This is a genomic window from Marivita geojedonensis, from assembly GCF_002115805.1.
GTDB lineage: Bacteria > Pseudomonadota > Alphaproteobacteria > Rhodobacterales > Rhodobacteraceae > Marivita > Marivita geojedonensis.
The window spans coordinates 1-16,543 of sequence record NZ_JFKC01000030.1 but is presented as its reverse complement, the minus strand read 5'-3'; the positions used below and the strand labels follow the sequence as shown (position 1 = coordinate 16,543).

General features: G+C 61.5%; 19 protein-coding genes and 1 tRNA gene. 12 read left to right on the top strand and 8 right to left on the bottom strand.

Annotation, left to right across the window (positions count from 1 at the left end; all coding sequences use genetic code 11):
* Positions 1 to 244 precede the first annotated feature (244 nt).
* Both MGEO_RS19035 and MGEO_RS19030 read left to right on the top strand, forming a co-directional pair.
* Complete coding sequence (locus MGEO_RS19035) at positions 245 to 1,357, top strand: pyridoxal phosphate-dependent aminotransferase (RefSeq protein ID WP_085641347.1); 1,113 nt, start codon at positions 245 to 247, stop codon at positions 1,355 to 1,357.
* Between the two features lie 109 nt (positions 1,358 to 1,466).
* Positions 1,467 to 1,676: a hypothetical protein gene (locus tag MGEO_RS19030; RefSeq protein ID WP_085641321.1), complete on the top strand. Its 210-nt coding sequence runs from the start codon at positions 1,467 to 1,469 to the stop codon at positions 1,674 to 1,676.
* Here the strand turns inward: MGEO_RS19030 and MGEO_RS19025 are convergent.
* On the bottom strand, positions 1,665 to 2,861 hold the full coding sequence (locus MGEO_RS19025; RefSeq protein ID WP_085641320.1) for a pyridoxal-phosphate-dependent aminotransferase family protein: 1,197 nt from the start codon (positions 2,859 to 2,861) through the stop codon (positions 1,665 to 1,667). The two genes, MGEO_RS19030 and MGEO_RS19025, sit on opposite strands and share 12 nt — an antisense overlap.
* A 145-nt stretch (positions 2,862 to 3,006) precedes the next feature.
* On the opposite strand from MGEO_RS19025, the gene MGEO_RS19020 reads away from it, so the two are divergent.
* Both MGEO_RS19020 and MGEO_RS19015 read left to right on the top strand, forming a co-directional pair.
* Positions 3,007 to 3,723, top strand: a complete 717-nt coding sequence (locus tag MGEO_RS19020; RefSeq protein ID WP_085641319.1) for a phosphatase domain-containing protein — start codon at positions 3,007 to 3,009, stop codon at positions 3,721 to 3,723.
* Positions 3,720 to 5,465 (top strand): ABC transporter ATP-binding protein, encoded by a 1,746-nt coding sequence (locus MGEO_RS19015; protein WP_233140016.1) that lies wholly within the window; start codon positions 3,720 to 3,722, stop codon positions 5,463 to 5,465. Before MGEO_RS19020 ends, MGEO_RS19015 begins: the two co-directional genes overlap by 4 nt.
* Here the strand turns inward: MGEO_RS19015 and MGEO_RS19010 are convergent.
* Positions 5,462 to 5,776, bottom strand: coding sequence for an arsenate reductase family protein (locus tag MGEO_RS19010; RefSeq protein WP_085641318.1), 315 nt, complete (start codon positions 5,774 to 5,776; stop codon positions 5,462 to 5,464). The two genes, MGEO_RS19015 and MGEO_RS19010, sit on opposite strands and share 4 nt — an antisense overlap.
* Before the next feature lie 185 nt (positions 5,777 to 5,961).
* Here MGEO_RS19010 and MGEO_RS19005 point away from each other — a divergent pair, with 185 nt between their 5' ends.
* A complete protein-coding gene (locus MGEO_RS19005) occupies positions 5,962 to 6,168 on the top strand; it encodes a cold-shock protein (protein WP_085641317.1) in 207 nt (68 codons plus the stop codon).
* A gap of 4 nt (positions 6,169 to 6,172) precedes the next feature.
* Here the strand turns inward: MGEO_RS19005 and MGEO_RS19000 are convergent, their stop codons facing one another.
* The gene (locus tag MGEO_RS19000) at positions 6,173 to 7,078 is read right to left on the bottom strand and encodes a LysR family transcriptional regulator (RefSeq protein ID WP_085641316.1); all 906 of its coding nucleotides are present in this window, start codon (positions 7,076 to 7,078) and stop codon (positions 6,173 to 6,175) included.
* 95 nt (positions 7,079 to 7,173) lie between these two features.
* Here MGEO_RS19000 and metF point away from each other — a divergent pair, with 95 nt between their 5' ends.
* Entirely contained in the window at positions 7,174 to 8,040 is an 867-nt protein-coding gene (gene metF / locus MGEO_RS18995) for a methylenetetrahydrofolate reductase [NAD(P)H] (RefSeq protein ID WP_085641345.1), read from the top strand.
* Here metF and bhcR read toward each other — a convergent pair.
* A complete protein-coding gene (gene bhcR / locus MGEO_RS18990) occupies positions 8,037 to 8,864 on the bottom strand; it encodes an HTH-type transcriptional regulator BhcR (RefSeq protein WP_085641344.1) in 828 nt (275 codons plus the stop codon). The two genes, metF and bhcR, sit on opposite strands and share 4 nt — an antisense overlap.
* A 120-nt stretch (positions 8,865 to 8,984) precedes the next feature.
* On the opposite strand from bhcR, the gene MGEO_RS18985 reads away from it, so the two are divergent.
* Together MGEO_RS18985 and MGEO_RS18980 are read left to right on the top strand one after the other, a co-directional pair.
* Entirely contained in the window at positions 8,985 to 9,971 is a 987-nt protein-coding gene (locus tag MGEO_RS18985) for a type I glyceraldehyde-3-phosphate dehydrogenase (protein ID WP_085641315.1), read from the top strand.
* An 89-nt stretch (positions 9,972 to 10,060) separates the two neighbouring features.
* Positions 10,061 to 12,037 (top strand): enoyl-CoA hydratase-related protein, encoded by a 1,977-nt coding sequence (locus MGEO_RS18980; RefSeq protein WP_085641314.1) that lies wholly within the window; start codon positions 10,061 to 10,063, stop codon positions 12,035 to 12,037.
* 24 nt (positions 12,038 to 12,061) lie between these two features.
* Here the strand turns inward: MGEO_RS18980 and MGEO_RS18975 are convergent, their stop codons facing one another.
* On the bottom strand, positions 12,062 to 12,277 hold the full coding sequence (locus MGEO_RS18975; protein ID WP_085641313.1) for a hypothetical protein: 216 nt from the start codon (positions 12,275 to 12,277) through the stop codon (positions 12,062 to 12,064).
* Positions 12,278 to 12,399: 122 nt separating this feature from the next.
* On the opposite strand from MGEO_RS18975, the gene MGEO_RS18970 reads away from it, so the two are divergent.
* Positions 12,400 to 12,660 (top strand): DUF2312 domain-containing protein, encoded by a 261-nt coding sequence (locus MGEO_RS18970; RefSeq protein WP_072776423.1) that lies wholly within the window; start codon positions 12,400 to 12,402, stop codon positions 12,658 to 12,660.
* 20 nt (positions 12,661 to 12,680) lie between these two features.
* On the opposite strand, the gene MGEO_RS18965 is transcribed toward MGEO_RS18970, so the two are convergent.
* Positions 12,681 to 13,568 carry a sulfotransferase domain-containing protein gene (locus MGEO_RS18965; RefSeq protein WP_085641312.1) on the bottom strand — a complete coding sequence of 296 codons (888 nt, stop codon included), beginning with the start codon at positions 13,566 to 13,568 and terminating at the stop codon, positions 12,681 to 12,683.
* Positions 13,569 to 13,677: 109 nt separating this feature from the next.
* On the bottom strand, positions 13,678 to 14,559 hold the full coding sequence (locus tag MGEO_RS18960; protein ID WP_085641311.1) for a hypothetical protein: 882 nt from the start codon (positions 14,557 to 14,559) through the stop codon (positions 13,678 to 13,680).
* A gap of 146 nt (positions 14,560 to 14,705) precedes the next feature.
* Between MGEO_RS18960 and MGEO_RS18955 the strand changes: the two genes are divergently transcribed.
* The 3 genes from MGEO_RS18955 (at position 14,706) to MGEO_RS18950 (ending at position 16,021) form a co-directional block, all read left to right on the top strand.
* A tRNA-Thr gene (locus tag MGEO_RS18955) sits at positions 14,706 to 14,781 on the top strand.
* A gap of 61 nt (positions 14,782 to 14,842) precedes the next feature.
* Positions 14,843 to 15,028 carry a DUF6538 domain-containing protein gene (locus MGEO_RS21790; RefSeq protein WP_233140015.1) on the top strand — a complete coding sequence of 62 codons (186 nt, stop codon included), beginning with the start codon at positions 14,843 to 14,845 and terminating at the stop codon, positions 15,026 to 15,028.
* A 132-nt stretch (positions 15,029 to 15,160) separates the two neighbouring features.
* Positions 15,161 to 16,021, top strand: a complete 861-nt coding sequence (locus MGEO_RS18950) for a site-specific integrase (protein WP_233140014.1) — start codon at positions 15,161 to 15,163, stop codon at positions 16,019 to 16,021.
* A gap of 325 nt (positions 16,022 to 16,346) precedes the next feature.
* Here MGEO_RS18950 and MGEO_RS21785 read toward each other — a convergent pair.
* Positions 16,347 to 16,543: hypothetical protein (locus MGEO_RS21785; protein ID WP_233140013.1), on the bottom strand; the 197-nt coding region annotated here is incomplete at its 5' end.

The window sequence follows — 16,543 nt, the reverse complement described above, 5'->3', positions numbered from 1 at the left end:
CCCCGCGCCTCCCGAAAACAAACCGATCTCAGGAGCCCAGCGAACGCTTTGTTAAGGTTTATTCAATACAATTCCGCGCAGCCCCGATTTTTCGCCGAAAAATCGGGAGCGTCCAGATATGCTTGGCGTGTTGCCTGCCCCCAGGAACGACGGGAGTGAGAGCCGATCCTGCGTTTCGGAGGATTCGATCCCGGAGTGAGCAATGACGCTTGTTCAACTGCACGGCGCTTGGCATACACAACGTATGACCGGACCCAGATATCCCGACCTGATCGCCAAACTGCCCTCCACCGTGCCCTTCGTCGGCCCCGAAGTGCAGGAGCGCCAGCGCGGTGCGCCGTTTCTGGCACGGCTGGGTGCCAATGAAAGTGTTTTCGGGCCCTCACCTTTTGCCGTGGCGGCCATGCAGGATGCGGCCGGCCAGTGCTGGCAATATGCCGATGCGACGAATTACGATCTGATCCAAGCCATATCGGCCCGTTTGGGTGTGCGCCCCGACAACATCATCATCGGCGAGGGTATCGACGGTCTTCTGGGATATCTCGTCCGTCTTCTCATCGCGCCGGGAGATCCCGTGGTCACCTCCGACGGAGCTTATCCGACGTTCAACTACCACGTTGTCGGCTATGGCGGGACCCTGCACAAGGTGCCGTTCCACGACGACCACGAAGACATCGACGCGCTGATGGCGAAGGCGATCGAGGTCGAGGCCAAGATCGTCTACCTGTCGAACCCCGACAATCCGATGGGCAGTTGGCACAGCGGAGCAAAGATCGAAAAGGCGCTGGACTCCCTGCCGGATGGTACGCTCCTGCTGCTGGACGAGGCCTATATCGAATTCGCGCCCGACGGCACGGCACCCGACATCGACGCGGATGATCCGCGTGTGATCCGCATGCGCACCTTTTCCAAAGCCTTCGGCATGGCCGGTGCCCGGGTGGGCTACGGGATCGGCGCTCCGGAGTTGATCAAGAGTTTCGACAAGGTCCGCAATCATTTCGGCATGTCGCGCATTTCGCAGGCTGGCGCGCTGGCCGCCCATGAGGACGAAGCGTGGCTTGAGGAGGTCATTGCTCTTGTCGAAGACGCGCGCGACCGGATTGCGGATATCGCCCGGGCCAATGGTCTGACGCCGCTGCCCTCGGCCACGAATTTCGTCACCGTCGACTGCGGTCGCGACGGGGCCTTTGCCAAAGCCGTTCTGGCCGCGCTGGTCGATCAGGGGGTGTTCGTTCGGATGCCCTTTGTCTCTCCAGGAGACCGCTGCATCCGTATCAGCGCGGGACGTCCCGCAGACCTCGATATCCTTGAGGCGGCTCTGCCCCGGGCGCTGGAAACGGCGCAAAAACAGGCATAGCGCCACATTCACGAAAAATTATGGGGTTTCCGCCAGATTACCGCTGACGGACCGGCTTTCTGCGCTATTATGTCGCAGTAGAGACAAGTGACTGCCTGTGGAGGCACAGATGGAGCATCGCCATCCCAAACGGGTCGAGGATTACACGACCGCAAACCTGATCCTGATATTCGTCAACCTTCTGTGGATTCTTGGAGTGATCTGGGCCCATTTCGGCCTGGCCGCGGTGATCCTGACCGGATGGGCCCTCAATCAGGGCATCACGCGGCTTGAGCAGTACCGCGCCAGCCGCGAAATCCAGTGGCCCTCAGACGGCTGAGAGCGCTTTGGCCGCCTCGGTGACTCCCCCGGCGCGGTGCGGAATTCCGAGCGCCCCCAGACCGGCCTCGACCACGCCCAGCAGACCGAGGATCATGTGGGCGTTCACATGGCCCATATGTCCGAACCGGAAGTAGCCTTCCCCCAGCGGATCGTCATCATTTGCCATGCCCAGCCCGATGCCCAGCGTGACACCCGCCTGGTCGGCACACCAACGGCGCAGCTCAGCTCCGGATGGCTTGCCGATCGACAGCGCTGTGACCGCATGACTGCGCAGCGCACGGTCCGCGATGTTGAGCCGCAACGGCCCGTCCTGTCCCCAATGTTCAACCGCCGCCCAGATCGCGCCGGCGAGCGCCGCATGACGGTCCCAGATCGCTTCCATTCCTTCGGCATGGATCATGTCCAGCGCGGTGCGCAGACCATAGATGTGGTGTGTCGGCGCGGTGCCACTGAAATACTGGTAGAAGGCTTCCGGGGCCGCGCGCTGGGTCCAGTCCCAGTAGGTGCTGACCAGCTTCAACGCGCGGCGTTGTTCGGCGGCCTTGTCGTTGAAGAAGACGAAGCCCAATCCCGGCGGGCACATCAGCCCCTTCTGTGAACCGGTGACCGCGACATCGACACCCCAGGCATCCATCTCGAACCGGTCACAGGCCATCGACGCGATGCAATCCGCCATCAGCAGCGCCGGGTGGTTCAATTCATCGAGGATCCGGCGCAGCGGCAGGTATTCGTTGCGGTTTGAACTGGACGTGTCCACATGCACCGCCAGAACGGCCTTGTATCCGTGGGCGCTGTCCGCCCTCAGCGTCTCTTCGACCCGGGCAAGGTCAAAGGTGCCGCCATTGCCGAAATCCAGCACATCGACGACGATCCCGCGGGCTTCGGCGATGCGGCTCCAGGCCATGGCGAAAAATCCGGTGGCCAGCACCATCACCTTTTCGCCGGCCGCCACGGTGTTTGCGAGCGCGGCTTCCCATGCGCCGTGGCCGTTGCAGATGTAGATGGCCGCGTGTCCGTTGGTCCCGGCAACCTTTTTGAGATCGCGCAGCAGGTCCGGCATCATGTCCGGAAGTTCGCCTTCGTAGATGTTGGGGGACGCACGGTGCATTGACCGCAGCACCGCATCGGGCACGACCGAGGGACCGGGGATGGCAAGATAGGTGCGACCGTGGGCAAGCGACATGAGCAACCTCGACAGGATGGGGATTCCCTGCCGAAGCGCAGGGTTGCGCGCACCCTACCCCGCCCAGCCGCACCGTCAATAACGCGCGGTGCTTGCCAGCGCGCGCCGCAGTCTCTACATCCGCGCCTGACGCGAAAGGGACCGGATGCTGGGACAGCTTTGGACAAAAATCGAAGATGCCGAGCGCAAGCTGCGCCGGTCCTTTGGCAAGGACATCACCGATCCGCGGGCGCGGCGGTGGTCGACCTTTCATTACCACGTTTTCGATCACGCCTTCCTGCGGACGTTCTGGACCAATTTCTTTGAGGTCGCGCCCGACGTGTACCGGTCCAATCAGCCGACGCACCGGCGGTTCGAGAAATACAAGGCGATGGGCATCCGTACGGTGGTGAACCTGCGGGGCGAGGACAAATACGCCCATTACCTGTTCGAGCAAGAAACCTGCGAGGCGCTTGGCCTGACGTTGCTGAACGCCAAGCTGCAGGCGCGCAGCGCCGTCAGCCGCAAGAAGATCGTGCATGTGATCGACACGTTGCGGCAGGCGGAAAAGCCGTTCGTGTTTCATTGCAAGTCCGGTGCTGACCGTGCCGGGTTCGTTGCTGCTCTTTACCTCATGGTGTTCGAAAACCAGCCGGTCGAAGTGGCGCGCACGCAGCTCTCGCTGAAATACATCCACCTCGATTTTACCGCGACCGGCGTTCAGGATTACATCCTCGATGTCTATGCCGCGCGCAATGCCCGGCAGCCCATCGGGTTCGAAGAGTGGATCCGGACCGAATACGACGGAAAGACCATTCAGGCCGGTTTCGACGGGAAGGTGCCGGCGGAGGCCCTGTCTCTGCCGGCGGCTCTGGTGTCGTGACCGAGGCCAAGGTCAACCCGCGCGGTCTGCTGCTCTGGGTGTGGCGCGGCTATCTTGCGAAACACTGGCGGCTGCTGATCGTCGCCATGGTGTTCATGGCGCTGGAAGGCGGCATGTTCGGTGCACTGTCCTACATGATGAAGCCGATGTTCGACCGGGTTTTCGTGGGCGGCGAAGCCGACGCGATTGTCTGGGTCGGCCTGTTGTTTCTGGGGATTTTTGTGGTTCGCGCGGTGGCGAGCATCGTTCAGAAGGTGCTGCTGACGCGGATCTCGCAACTGTCTGTCGCCGATATCCGGCAGGATCTGCTGAGCCATCTGATGGTGCTGGACACGGCTTATCATCAGACCCATTCACCCGGATACCTGATGCAACGGGTCGAGGGGGATGTGGACGCGATCAGCAAGGTCTGGCGCACGATCATCACAGGCGCCGGGCGTGATGTGATTGCGCTCGTTTCCCTGTTCGCCGTGGCGATTTCGGTGGACTGGCGCTGGACCGTCGTTGCCCTGCTGGGTGCGCCGGTTCTGGTTGCACCATCCATGGTGCTGCAACGCTATGTGCGGAAGAAAGCACGCCGGGCACGCGACGTGGCGGCGAAGCTGTCAGTCCGGCTCAATGAGGCGTTTCACGGGATTGTTCCGGTCAAACTGAACGCGCTGGAGCGCTACCAGTCCGAGCGCTACCGCACCTTGACGGAAGAGCGGGTCAAGGTCGAAACCCGGACTGCGCTGGGACAGGCAACCATTCCCGGAATGATCGATATCATGGCCGGTCTCGGGTTCATGGGAGTTCTGTTTTACGGGGGCAACGAGATCCTCTCGGGTGACAAGACCGTGGGCGATTTCATGGCCTTCTTCACCGCGATCGGTCTGGCGTTCGAACCTCTGCGCCGGCTCGGCAACGTCGCGGGCGTCTGGCAGGTGGCGGCGGCCGGGATCGAGCGTATCCGACAGATCCTGGACACCGTTCCCGAGCTGCGCAGCCCCGCACAGCCGAAACCGGCCCCCGAAGGTGTGCCGGAGATCGCGCTTGCGGATGTCTCACTCAGCTATGGCGACAAGACCGTTCTTGACGGGTGCAGTTTCACCGCCGAAGCCGGAAAAACCACCGCTCTTGTCGGTGCCTCGGGCGCCGGAAAGTCAACGATTTTCAACGTGCTGACCCGTCTTGTCGATCCTTCCAAGGGTGAGGTTCTGATCGGAGGCGTGGCCGTGTCGGATATGGCGCTTGACGATCTGCGCGGGCTGTTTTCCGTCGTGTCGCAGGAGGCCCTGCTGTTCGACGACACGGTTCTTGAGAACATCCTGCTGGGACAGACGGATGTGTCCGATGCAGACCTGAAACGCGCGCTGGATGCGGCACATGTATCGGATTTTCTTCCGCAGCTGGCCGACGGTTTGAACACGCCGGTCGGGCCACGCGGTTCGGCGCTTTCGGGTGGGCAGCGCCAGCGGGTCGCGATTGCGCGCGCCCTGTTGCGTGACCGGCCGATTCTCCTGCTGGACGAAGCGACGTCCGCGCTCGACACCCGATCAGAGGCCAAGGTTCAGGACGCGCTGGACGAGCTTTCCAAAGGCCGGACCACGCTGGTGATTGCGCACAGGCTGTCGACCGTGCGGGACGCGCACAAGATCGTCGTGATGGATCAGGGGCGCGTGATCGAACAGGGCACCCATGACGCACTGCTCGCGCAGTCAGGTACCTATGCTTCGCTGCACCAGCTGCAGATGCGCGACTAGCCGAGAAGCGCTGCCTGGGTGGCCTTGTCCCAACCGAGGTAGAGATTGTCGTCCTCTGCGATCAGCGGCCGCTTCATCAGCTTCGGATGCGCCAGCAGGAGTGTCTTGGGGTCCTTAGCCCTTTCGGCATCGTCGAGGGAACGCCAGGTTGTAGAGCGGGTGTTCAGTGTTTTTTCACCAAATTCGGCAAGGGCGCGGTCCAGCGTGGCTTCGGGAACGGGGGTGACCGAAACATCAACCAGTTCGGCATTTGGCAGCGCCTTCAAAGCCTTACGGCAGGTATCGCAATTCTTCAGTCCGTAGAGGATCATTCCCGTCCCTTTCTTGCCTGCAGCGACCGGTGCGGCGTTGCAGGTAAAAAGCGCAATGCGCTCTTGCCTTCGCGCCGCATCGGCCAATCTCTTACTCTGTGACGGGGTGTCGCAGATTGCCGTCCCGGTCGCAACAAGAGTGGCCCGTCGAGGCCGGAAGTGACGACAGAAGGAGACACGGGATCATGCCGAACGGTACCGTGAAATGGTTTAACGCCACAAAGGGTTACGGGTTCATTTCCCCCGAGGATGGCGGCAAGGATGTGTTCGTACACATTTCCGCAGTGCAGCAATCCGGTATGGACGGGCTGAGCGACAACCAGAAGGTCAGCTATGACATGACCGAGGGCCGCGATGGCCGGATGATGGCGTCGAACATCACCGCGCTCTGAGTCCTCAGGCCGTCTGCAACCGGCGCGCCTCCTGACGGGCGAGCCGGATCAACTCAGCCACAAATGGCTTCTCTATGTCTGCCGTCCGGGTGGCAGCATAAAGACGCCGTGTGATTCCGTGTTCCGTCAGAGGACGGGTCACGTAATCGGAACTGTATTTGACCTCTCGCACGACCCAGTCGGGCAGCACCGACACCCCCCTGTTCGACGCGACGAGCAGCAGGATGACAGCGGTCAGCTCCACCTGCCGAACTGAGGCCGGTTCGACCTTGGCAGGGATCAGCAACTGGCTGAATACGTCAAGGCGGGTGCGTTCGACCGGATAGGTGATCAGCGTCTGCCCGCGGAAATCCTCGGCCTCGACATAGGGTTTCTCCGCAAGCGGATGCGACGCGGACGCAACGAAAACAGCATTGTAATCAAAGAGTTCCGTGAAGGTAACGCCAGGGATGTCCTCGGGATCCGAGGACACGACAAGATCGACCTCTTCCTTGATCAGCGCCGGCAGGGCATCGAAGGCGAGGCCCGGACGGATGTCCACATCCACGTCAGGCCAGCTTTTGCGGAACGCCTCCAGCACAGGGAAAAGCCACTCGAAACAGGCGTGGCATTCGATGGCGATGTGCATCCGCCCCGATGATCCGTCCCGCAGCCCTTCGAATTCAGCGGCCAGCGCCTCGACCTGAGGCAGAACCTGATTGGCCAGACGCAGGAGCCGCATCCCCGCCGCCGACAGGCGCATCGGTTTGGAGCGGCGCACGAACAGTTCCACCCCCGCCTGATCCTCGAGCGCCTTGATCTGATGGCTCAGCGCCGATTGGGTGATATTGAGCTGATCCGCCGCCCGCGCAACGCCGCCACATTCATGGATCGCCTTGATGGTGCGAAGGTGCCGAAACTCGATATGCATTATCAATCGTTCTCATGTTGAAGATTAGATTTATGAGTTTGTCTCACAATGCTGCACGTGCGACAAGAGCTTCAACGCCATCAAGGATTATGACGATGCCAGTTCCGTCCGTTTCTTTCGAATTCTTCCCGCCGCAGTCTCTGGAAGCCTCGTTTCGGCTTTGGGACACTGTTCAGGTGCTTGCGCCGCTTCAGCCGCGCTTTGTGTCGGTGACCTATGGTGCCGGCGGCACGACCCGCGACCTGACACGCGAGGCGGTGGCGACGCTGCACAAATCCTCGGGGTTGCCGGTCGCGGCGCATCTGACCTGCGTGAATGCGACCCGCGCCGAAACGCTTGCCATCGCGCAGGACTTCGCAGCGGCCGGTGTGACCGATATCGTTGCGCTTCGGGGCGATCCGCCCAAGGGGTCAGACGGGTTTGTGGCTCACCCGGACGGGTTTGCGTCGAGCGTTGATCTGATCGAAGGTCTGAGCGCGGCGGGTGATTTCAACATCCGTGTCGGCGCCTACCCCGACACCCACCCCGAAGCGGCAGATGAGCAGGCGGATGTCGCGTATCTCAAGCGCAAATTCGATGCCGGTGCGTCCGAGGCACTGACGCAGTTCTTCTTCGAGGCCGAGACCTTCTTCCGTTTCCGGGATGCCTGCGAAAAGGCGGGAATCGACAAGCCGGTGACTCCGGGCATTCTGCCAATCGAGAACTGGAAGGGCGCCGTGCGCTTTGCGCAGCGCTGCGGCACGCATATCCCGGCCTGGGTCGTGGATGCGTTCGAGAAGGCGGAACGCGACGGTCGGGAAGACCTGCTTGCCACCGCGATCTGCACGGAACTGTGTTCCGACCTGATCGACGGCGGCGTGGACACGCTGCATTTCTACACGCTGAACCGGCCGGAACTGACACGCGATGTGTGCCATGCGTTGGGTGTGACCCCAAAAATCGGCCTCAGAAACGTCGCCTAATCCGACGGCCCACCAAGCGCGGCGGTCAGTTTGGCCGCCGTGTCACGGACATCCGCACCGAGGCTTTCGATCCGCTCGTCCGGGATTCGGGCTGATGGGCCCGAGATCGACACCCCTGCGATGGGTTCGCCATGCATGTCGAACACCGGCGCTGCAATGCACCGCATGCCATCGTTTTTCTCTTCCGCATCAAACGCATAGCCACGCTTTCTGGTCGCTTCCAGATCCGACATCAGCGCCTCGGGCGTGACCAGAGTGTGTTCGGTGAAAGCGGTCAGCTTGTGCTTGCGGATGATGGCCGCAACCTCCTTGTCGTCCATCTGAGCCAGAAGGGCCTTGCCGATGCCAGAAGAGTGCATCGGGGACATGGTGCCCGGCGGAAAGAAAGCGCGGATGTTGTGGTGGGTTTCGACCTGACTCAGGAACAGCACCATCCCGTCGCGCGAGATACCAAGGTTCGCGGTTTCCTCGGTTTTCCGCATCAATTCCCGCAGGAACGGGCGCGCGCGCTCGACAAGCGACGTGCGGCGCAGGAAGCGCGAACCGATGTGAAAGGCCCCTGCCCCGATATGCCATGTCTGCGCCACCGGGTCGAAATCGACCATGCCACGCGCTTCGAACGTGTAGAGCACGCGGTAGACGGTGGCCGGTGACTGCTTTAGATCTTCAGAGAGATCGGTCAGCGTCGCACCGCCCCATTCACTGAGCCGTTCCAGAATAACCAGTGCGCGATCAAGCGATTTGATCTTGTTCTGCTCGGTGGTGTCGCCCCAGGCCCGCGGTCGCCCCCGCGCCCGCCGCTCTGGTCCGGTTTCTGCATTCATGCGCGCCTCTGCACCCTGCATTGTCTCGATACAAAAAAGATTTTTACAATGTGAAAAAATAAGCGTTGAAATGCAAGCCGTATCGCACAGTTCGAGTGCAAACGGCAAAGGACAGTCACCATGCGTATCGTCATACACGGGTTCGGACGGATCGGGCGGGTCATCCTGCGGCAAATCCTGACGACGCCGGACCATGCCGATATCGAGGTTGTTGCGGTCAATGATCTCGCCCAGCCGGATACATGCGCGTACCTGTTCAAGTATGACAGCGTTTTCGGGCCCCTGCCTGGCGGTGTGACCTATCAGGACGGTCTGTTGCAGGCCGCAGGACGCGCGATCCCGCTGCTGACCGGCGTCCGGATGGCGGACCTGCCGCTTGAAGATGTCGATCTGGTTCTGGACTGCACCGGAGCGCTCAAGGACCGCGAAACAGCGGAAGCTGCATTGACCGCAGGAGCGCGTGCGGTGCTGATCTCGGGACCGTCAGAGATTGCGGACATCACCATTGTCCGAGGCGCAAACGAGGACCAGATCGGCGACAGTCGGGTGGTCTCGAACGCGTCCTGCACCACGAATGCGCTTGCCCCGCTTCTGCGGGATCTGGACACGCGGTACGGGCTGATCCAGGGACACATGACCACGATCCACTGTTATACCGGAAGCCAGCCGATGGTCGACGCGCCGCGCGGCCCGGACCTTGCGCGCAACCGCGCGGGGGCGGTCAGCATGGTGCCAACCACCACAAGTGCCGCCAAGCTTATCGACCGCGTTCTGCCGGATCTGGCCGGGCGCGTGACTGGTGCAGCCGTCCGCGTGCCCGCGATCAGCGTGTCTGCGGTGGATCTTGTCGTGCGCCTTCGCACCCCGCCACAGGACCCCGCAACCGCGTTGCGCGCGCTGGCCGAGGCCAACCCGGTGATTGGCCTTGTCGAAGATCCATGTGTGTCCGTGGACCTGCGCGCACGGACCGAATCACTGGTCATCGCGCCGAATGAAACGCTCGCCACGGGCGATCAGATCCGCATTTTCGGGTGGTATGATAACGAATGGGGCTTTTCGGCCCGGATGTTGGATGTCGCGCGAATGATGCACCAACGCGGCAAATAAGCCGGGATTCTTGCCAGATCGGCCTGTTTGACCTCTAATGCTGCTCATAGAACGGGCGAAACCGCTACCAGAGGCCATCGGAGCAGCGGATGGGCAGAGGAACCGACATTTCGGTCGAAGACGGGGTCGCGCAGATTGCGCTGGACGCCGGACCCGGTGCGCGACTTACCCATGCGGGTTTGGTTGCGCTGGACATGGCGCTCGCCCGGATTGCCGCGCAGGACGATGTGCGCCTCATCGTCATCCGGGGACAGGGTCCGGTGTTTCCCTCGGGCATCACCGATCCGCTGGGCGGTGGAGATGATCGCGACAACCTTCTTGCAGACCTCTGCCTGCGCATGGAGCAGTGCCCCAAGCCGGTTGTCGCTGTCCTGAGTGGAGCGGTCGTCGGGGCGGGCGTTGAGCTTGCGCTGGCCGCGCATTACCGCCTGATCCACAAAAACACGCGGATCGGATTTCCCAATGCCCGGCTGGGTGTTGTCCCAAGCGCGGGGGCAACCCAGCGCCTGCCGCGACTGGTGGGTGGCGAGATGGCGTTGGAGATGCTTTTGGGGGGAGCGCTTCTTCCGATCACACATGGCAAGCTGTCCCTGCTGGCAGATGACCTTTTCGATGGTTCGGCAGATGACGCAATCGCCGCGTTCGCCGGCCGGGTTCCCCTAACGGACATTCCGCCCCGACCGACAGCAGCCCGGCGCGACGGGTTTGCGGATGCGCGCGCCTATCAGGCCGCCATCAACTTGGCACGGACAAAAGCCGAGGTCTCTCCGGAGGTCGCCCCGAAACACATTCTCGCAGCTGTCGAGGCGGCACTGGTGCTGCCCATCGAGGCCAGTCTGGGTTTTGAACAAGCTGCGCACGAGGATTGTGCCAAAACCGATCAGGCACGGGCGCTGTCGCATCTTTTCCACGCCGAACAGGCGGTCGGGGCGCTGGTGCGGCGGAGCGATCTGCCCGAAATGTCGACCATCCTCGTTCTCGGCGGAAGCCCGATCGCGGTTCAGATTACGCTCGCGGCACTGGATGCGGGCGTGACCGTCAACTGGGCCTTCAAGGACGCGGAACAGGAGCGTGGCAGTGTTGCCCAAGTCCGTGCGGCTGTCGAAGAGGCCGTTCGCGCGGGCCGCTACAGCGCAGAGCGGGCGGCGCGCAGTCAGAAACTGCTGCGGCACGGCACGCCCGAGGTCATGATCGCGGGCGCTGACATTGCCCTGCGCGCCACGCGTGGACAACGCGGCGCTCCGATCCCTCCGGATATGCCGGTGGCCCATTGCCTGCCGGGCACCGATCCTCATCTGACCCTGCATTTCGCACCGCCTGCGTCGCGGTCGCGGCTGGTTGAAGTGATCCTCGGGCCGGACAGCAGCGAAGCGCACCGACTGGCCGGGTTGGCGCTTGCCCGGCGGATGCATAAGCTTGCCGTGGTGCAAACCACGTCAGGACCGGGACTGCATGACCGTCTGATTCAGACCTTCCTGCGGGCGGCGGATGCGTTGGTCGATCTGGGACAGTCGCCGTTCGCCATCGACGCCGCGCTGCGCGACTGGGGTATGGCGCACCCTCCGTTCGAACTCGCCGACAGCCTTGGCTTCAGTGTCGGGGCCGCGCACGCGCGGGCCGATGGCGCGCAGAACTGGTCGGAACGCCTGTTGCAGACCGGACGGCAGGGCCGCGCCAATGGCCGCGGTTTCTACCGCCACACGGAGGGCGCTGCGGCAGAACCAGATCCGGAGGTCCTGAACCAGATCAACCAGGCGCGGGCGCCGCAATCGGACATGCCGGCTGACCGTATTGTGCGTTGTGTTCTGGGGGCGATGGCAAATGAAGGGGCAAAGGCGCTGCGTGAGGGTGTCGTGCCGCGCGCGGGTGACATCGACGTGGTGTCGGTCTTTTCTCACCTGGTGCCGAATTGGCGCGGCGGCGTGATGCACGCAGCGGGCGAAGGCGGATTGCTGGCCACCCAGCGCGCCATGCAATCGCTTGATCACCCCGACCGGGAGCTTTGGACACCCGATCCGGTGTTTGCGGAGCTGATCAAATACGGACGAACCTTCGACGACCTTTAGGGCGTCCCGGGCGCATCGGGGCGATCAGCCGAGGAATATCCCGAGGATCACAAGCATCAGTCCGAGCACCGACACGAAGAGCGAGCCAAGATTGATCGGCATCACGGCCTTGACCTGTTCGCGCAACTCTTCATCGCTCAGCCCGGCCTTGCGCGCCTTGTTCACACGCAGGATACAGTAGACCAGCCCACACAGCCCCGCGAAAGACACCGCCGCTCCCGACCAGATCAGTATGTCCATGATGTGCTCCTGCGGTGATGGTGATCACGCGGGCGGTAATTCATCGACCGGCCGCTGACAAGCCCTTGAAGGCCCGCCCCGCCATCGCTACGACACCAGTCGAACCGAAAAGGAGCCGACAGATGGACGACAGCGCAATCGAAGCCAACTACCGCGTCACCGCAGATGAGCTGCGCCAGTTCATCGAACGGTTCGAACGGCTTGAGGCGGAAAAGAAAGACATCGCCGACCAGCAGAAAGAGGTGATGGCCGAGGCCAAGGCCCGTGGCTACGACACCAAGGTGATGCGCAAGGTGATCGCGCTGCGCAAGCGCGAACCCGATGACATTGCCGAAGAGGAAGCGGTTCTCGACATGTACAAGGAAGCGCTGGGAATGCGCTGAACCGCCCCCGGAGGTGTGCTTCAGACGGTTTCCTGTCCCAAAGCCCCGCCTTCAAGCCACGCCCTGTCCTCGGCGGAAAGCTCTGCCGCCATCCTGGCGTCGTAAGCGGCCAGTTCGGCGTCCGACAGCAGGCCCTTCCACGTCCCGTTGGTGCCGCTGCTGAAAAACGCAGCATCCGATTTCAGGAACCCCTTTCCGCCTGACGGCGCATAGCGGTGCGCATTCGCCTTCATGTGTTCGAAGGTCGCGGCCTCAACAAGCCGCGCCATCACAGCGTCAGAATGTGGTGTGCCGAGGAGCGCGGAGAGACGTTCGAACGTCGCCGCGAGATCTCGGGTCATATCCGCGTAGTGGAACAGCGAGACATTGGGCCGACCTGACAGCGCTCTGGCCGCCCTGTAGTGCTGCAGGATATGGGCAAGAGGGTTTGCATCCGTATCGAACCCCTCTGCCCCGCCATCCAGAAACCGGCGAAACGCAACGCCGTCGGGGTCATCCTCGGGATACCAGTGATCGAACCAGGGCATCGGTATGTTCCGGACATGCTTGCGGAACGAGATATGCGCATCGAGCGGATGGCGGAACACGCAGATATACTGCGCATGATCGTCCAGTGGCAGGCCATCCAGAGGCGTATGACTTTTCATGCTGCGGCGGCGCGTCATGGCCTCAAGCCTTTCGGCCACCTCCGACATCTCACGGATGCGGATATCGACCCAAGGCATCTTCACCGACAGTTCCGTTTCGACTTCGGGATCGCCGGAGAGAAGAAGCGCCACGATGGTCTGCATCCAGGTGGTTCCGCATTTTGGCGGAGTGACGACAAACACGTCATCAGGGCGGATCGAGACCATGTCCCAGCGCCGGTTATCGGTCAGCGCGCCGAGGTACAGCTTGCGATGCGTCATGTGCGCCCCCCTTTCAACGGTCCCGAACAGCAAACGTGCGAGACGCGGGGAACTCAACACGAAAGACTGACCAGCGCAAATCCACGTCGAGGAACGGCCCCAATGGCGGTCAGGGGGTGATGAGCGTCACACTCGGCATCCGGCCCAGATCGTACAGGTCTTCCTCATACTGTTCGGTCAGATCCGCAATCAGATCCTGATCCCAACCGGGCAGGTCGAATTCATCCACGAGCTTTTCTTCGTCAGCGTATTTCTCGAGAAATGCCACCATGACCCGGCGAATCTGGATTTCATTCAGATAGGGCTTTTCCGCCAGAAACGACCGGAACCGCTCCATGCCTTCCTGCGAGGTGATCTCGGCCATCCGCGAATAGGCTCCGATGACCGGGTGTGTTGGCTCTACGCCCGCAAATTCGCGGATCAGTTCGCCCCAGATCAATGGGCTGTCCTCGTCGCACCAGACGGTGACGGGCACACCCGGCAAGGCCTCGATGATGCGCGCGATCAGGTCGGACCATCTGATCTGGGCCGGATCAAGCCCATGCAGAAGCTGTGCCATGTCGTCATGCGGCGTGGCTTCCAATAGCGCAGGAAGAAAAGTCGCCGGATTGCGGAGCGCGAGAAAAACCTCGAGTCGGTCATCCTCAAAGATTTCCCGCAGGGCGCGCAGCCGCTGCTCGGCCTTGCGGTAGACAGCGCCCCCCTGAAAGGCGATCTTCGGCACCGAGAAGAGGTTTTCATGAGACAGGATCAGCCGGTCCACATGGCCTGTGTCCTCGTCCAGAATACTGTCGAGCAGCACGTCCCGAGCATCCGGCGCGGCGGCGTCATCGCCCAGCGCATTCAGCATCTCGGATATCAGCCTGCGGTATTTTCCCGGCCCCGGAATCGCCACTCCTTCGGGACGCAGCCCATCACGGTTGCGCAAAAGCGTCTTGAACAGCCGGTCGCTGTCTGTCTGGTGAAGACCCGTGTGAAGGACAACCTGCATCTGTGTTCTTGTGTCGTATCGTGCCGACGCATTATATGCCCGCAGGTCCGGATGGAAACCGCGATTGACCTTGGGTCGCAAAACACGTGCATTCGCCAGATTGCCTCTTGCACAGCCGCGCGACACTCAGTAATCACGCCCCCGGAGCCCCTATAGCTCAGCTGGTAGAGCAACTGATTTGTAATCAGTAGGTCCGCGGTTCGAGTCCGTGTGGGGGCACCATTTCTTCAGATAACTCATTGGTATCACTCCAGCTTTTAGCCACTGCTAGGAGCCGTAGACCATGTCGGAGACCATTTCACGCCCGTTCACTTTCACCAAAGACGGGGTTTTCTACTTCAGCCGTCGAATCCCGAAAGACCTGAAGCATCACTATTCTTCACCTCGCATCGCATACTCTCTGCGCACCAAATCACCAAAGGTCGCTGAAGCGCGGGCCAGAAAAGCCGCTGAACAGCTCGACGAGTAATGGTATCTGCTGCGTTCGCGTGACGCTGACCTGCCGGGTCACCATATGCTCAGGATGGGCCAAGCTGGAGTTGGAAGCAGCACCGCACCCCAACCCGCCTTCAACTCGTCATCTGTGCTTTTGTCAGAAGCCGTGGGCATCTACTTGCAACAGAAAGGCAAGAACCGCCCTGCCACCTTCAAACGGGCTGCAGAGAGGTCCTGCGGCTACGTGATCGACGCCTGTGGTGACAAACACCTTGAAGCCTACACGAAGGCAGACGCGAACGCCTTTCGTGATGCGCTGATCGCACGAGGTCTGGCAGGCAGTAGCATGACGCGGGTGTTTGGCACTGTCCGCGCCGTGACCAACTTTGCGGCTAGTGAACAGGGTCTCACCCTGAACAACCCATTCACGGGCGTCTACTATGACCGCGACGCTGGCGTCTCAGATCGGGCACCCTTCTCTGTCGAAGACCTGAAGGCGGTGCAGTCCAAGTGTCGTGAACATGATGACGACCTGCGCTGGCTTGTGGCGCTTGTGTCTGACACCGGGATGCGCCTCGCTGAAGCCATTGGGATGACCCGTGGCGACTTCATGCAAGCGGCTGACGGTTCGCTGTTTGCGCGTGTCCGCCCGCACACATGGCGTCGTCTCAAGACCAAAGGCAGCGAACGTGACGTGCCGCTTGAAGGGGAAGCACTGTGGGCAGCGCACCGCATACTTGCCCAGAAGACATCCTCAGAGTTTGCCTTCCCGCGCTACAACAAGAAAGACACGACCAATGCCAACGCGGCCAGTGCTGCGCTGAACAAATGGATGAAAGAACACGTGTCTGAAGGATGCTCGATGCACAGCTTCCGCCACTCGATGCGGGACCGGCTAAGGGCTGTCGAGTGTCCTGCGGACATCGTCGATCAGATCGGGGGATGGCAAACCGATGGCGTGGGCCATGGATACGGCAAAGGTTACCCCTTGGACGTCCTTCGGAAGTGGATCAGGGAGGTCACGTGAGCCGACATGGTCTACGGCTCCTAGCAGTGGCTAAAAGCTGGAGTGATACCAATGAGTTAGCTGAAGAAATGGTGCCCTCCCACACGGAGGTTGTGATCCTCCTACAGGCACCTCTTCAGCCAGTATCCCCAGCGAAACAAGGGCTACCGTGACGGACCATCCGGCGTCAAGAGGCACCAGAAGGTCTACGGTTTGGTCTACGGTGATCTTCAGTATTCTTCAGCATTTGTCGGTTTACCTTCAGCACCGAAAGGACGTCCGATAGACCGATGGGGTTGACGAGGACGCTGCACAGTGAGGGGGCAGGGGTCTGTGTCACTTACAATCAAGCCAAATGGTAGCAACGCACCCCCTTTTTTCTAGCTTTTTCAGACATCGCCGATTGGTAGCGCAGCGCACAGTGCTGCCACGAATTTGAGATTTGGGATATTTGTTCGCAGTTGCTCAGCGGTTCGAATCTCAAGCTCCCCGCCACTTGCCCCTGTGCAAATCGCGCCAGAAATGGGCCTCTTAGGGTCAGGA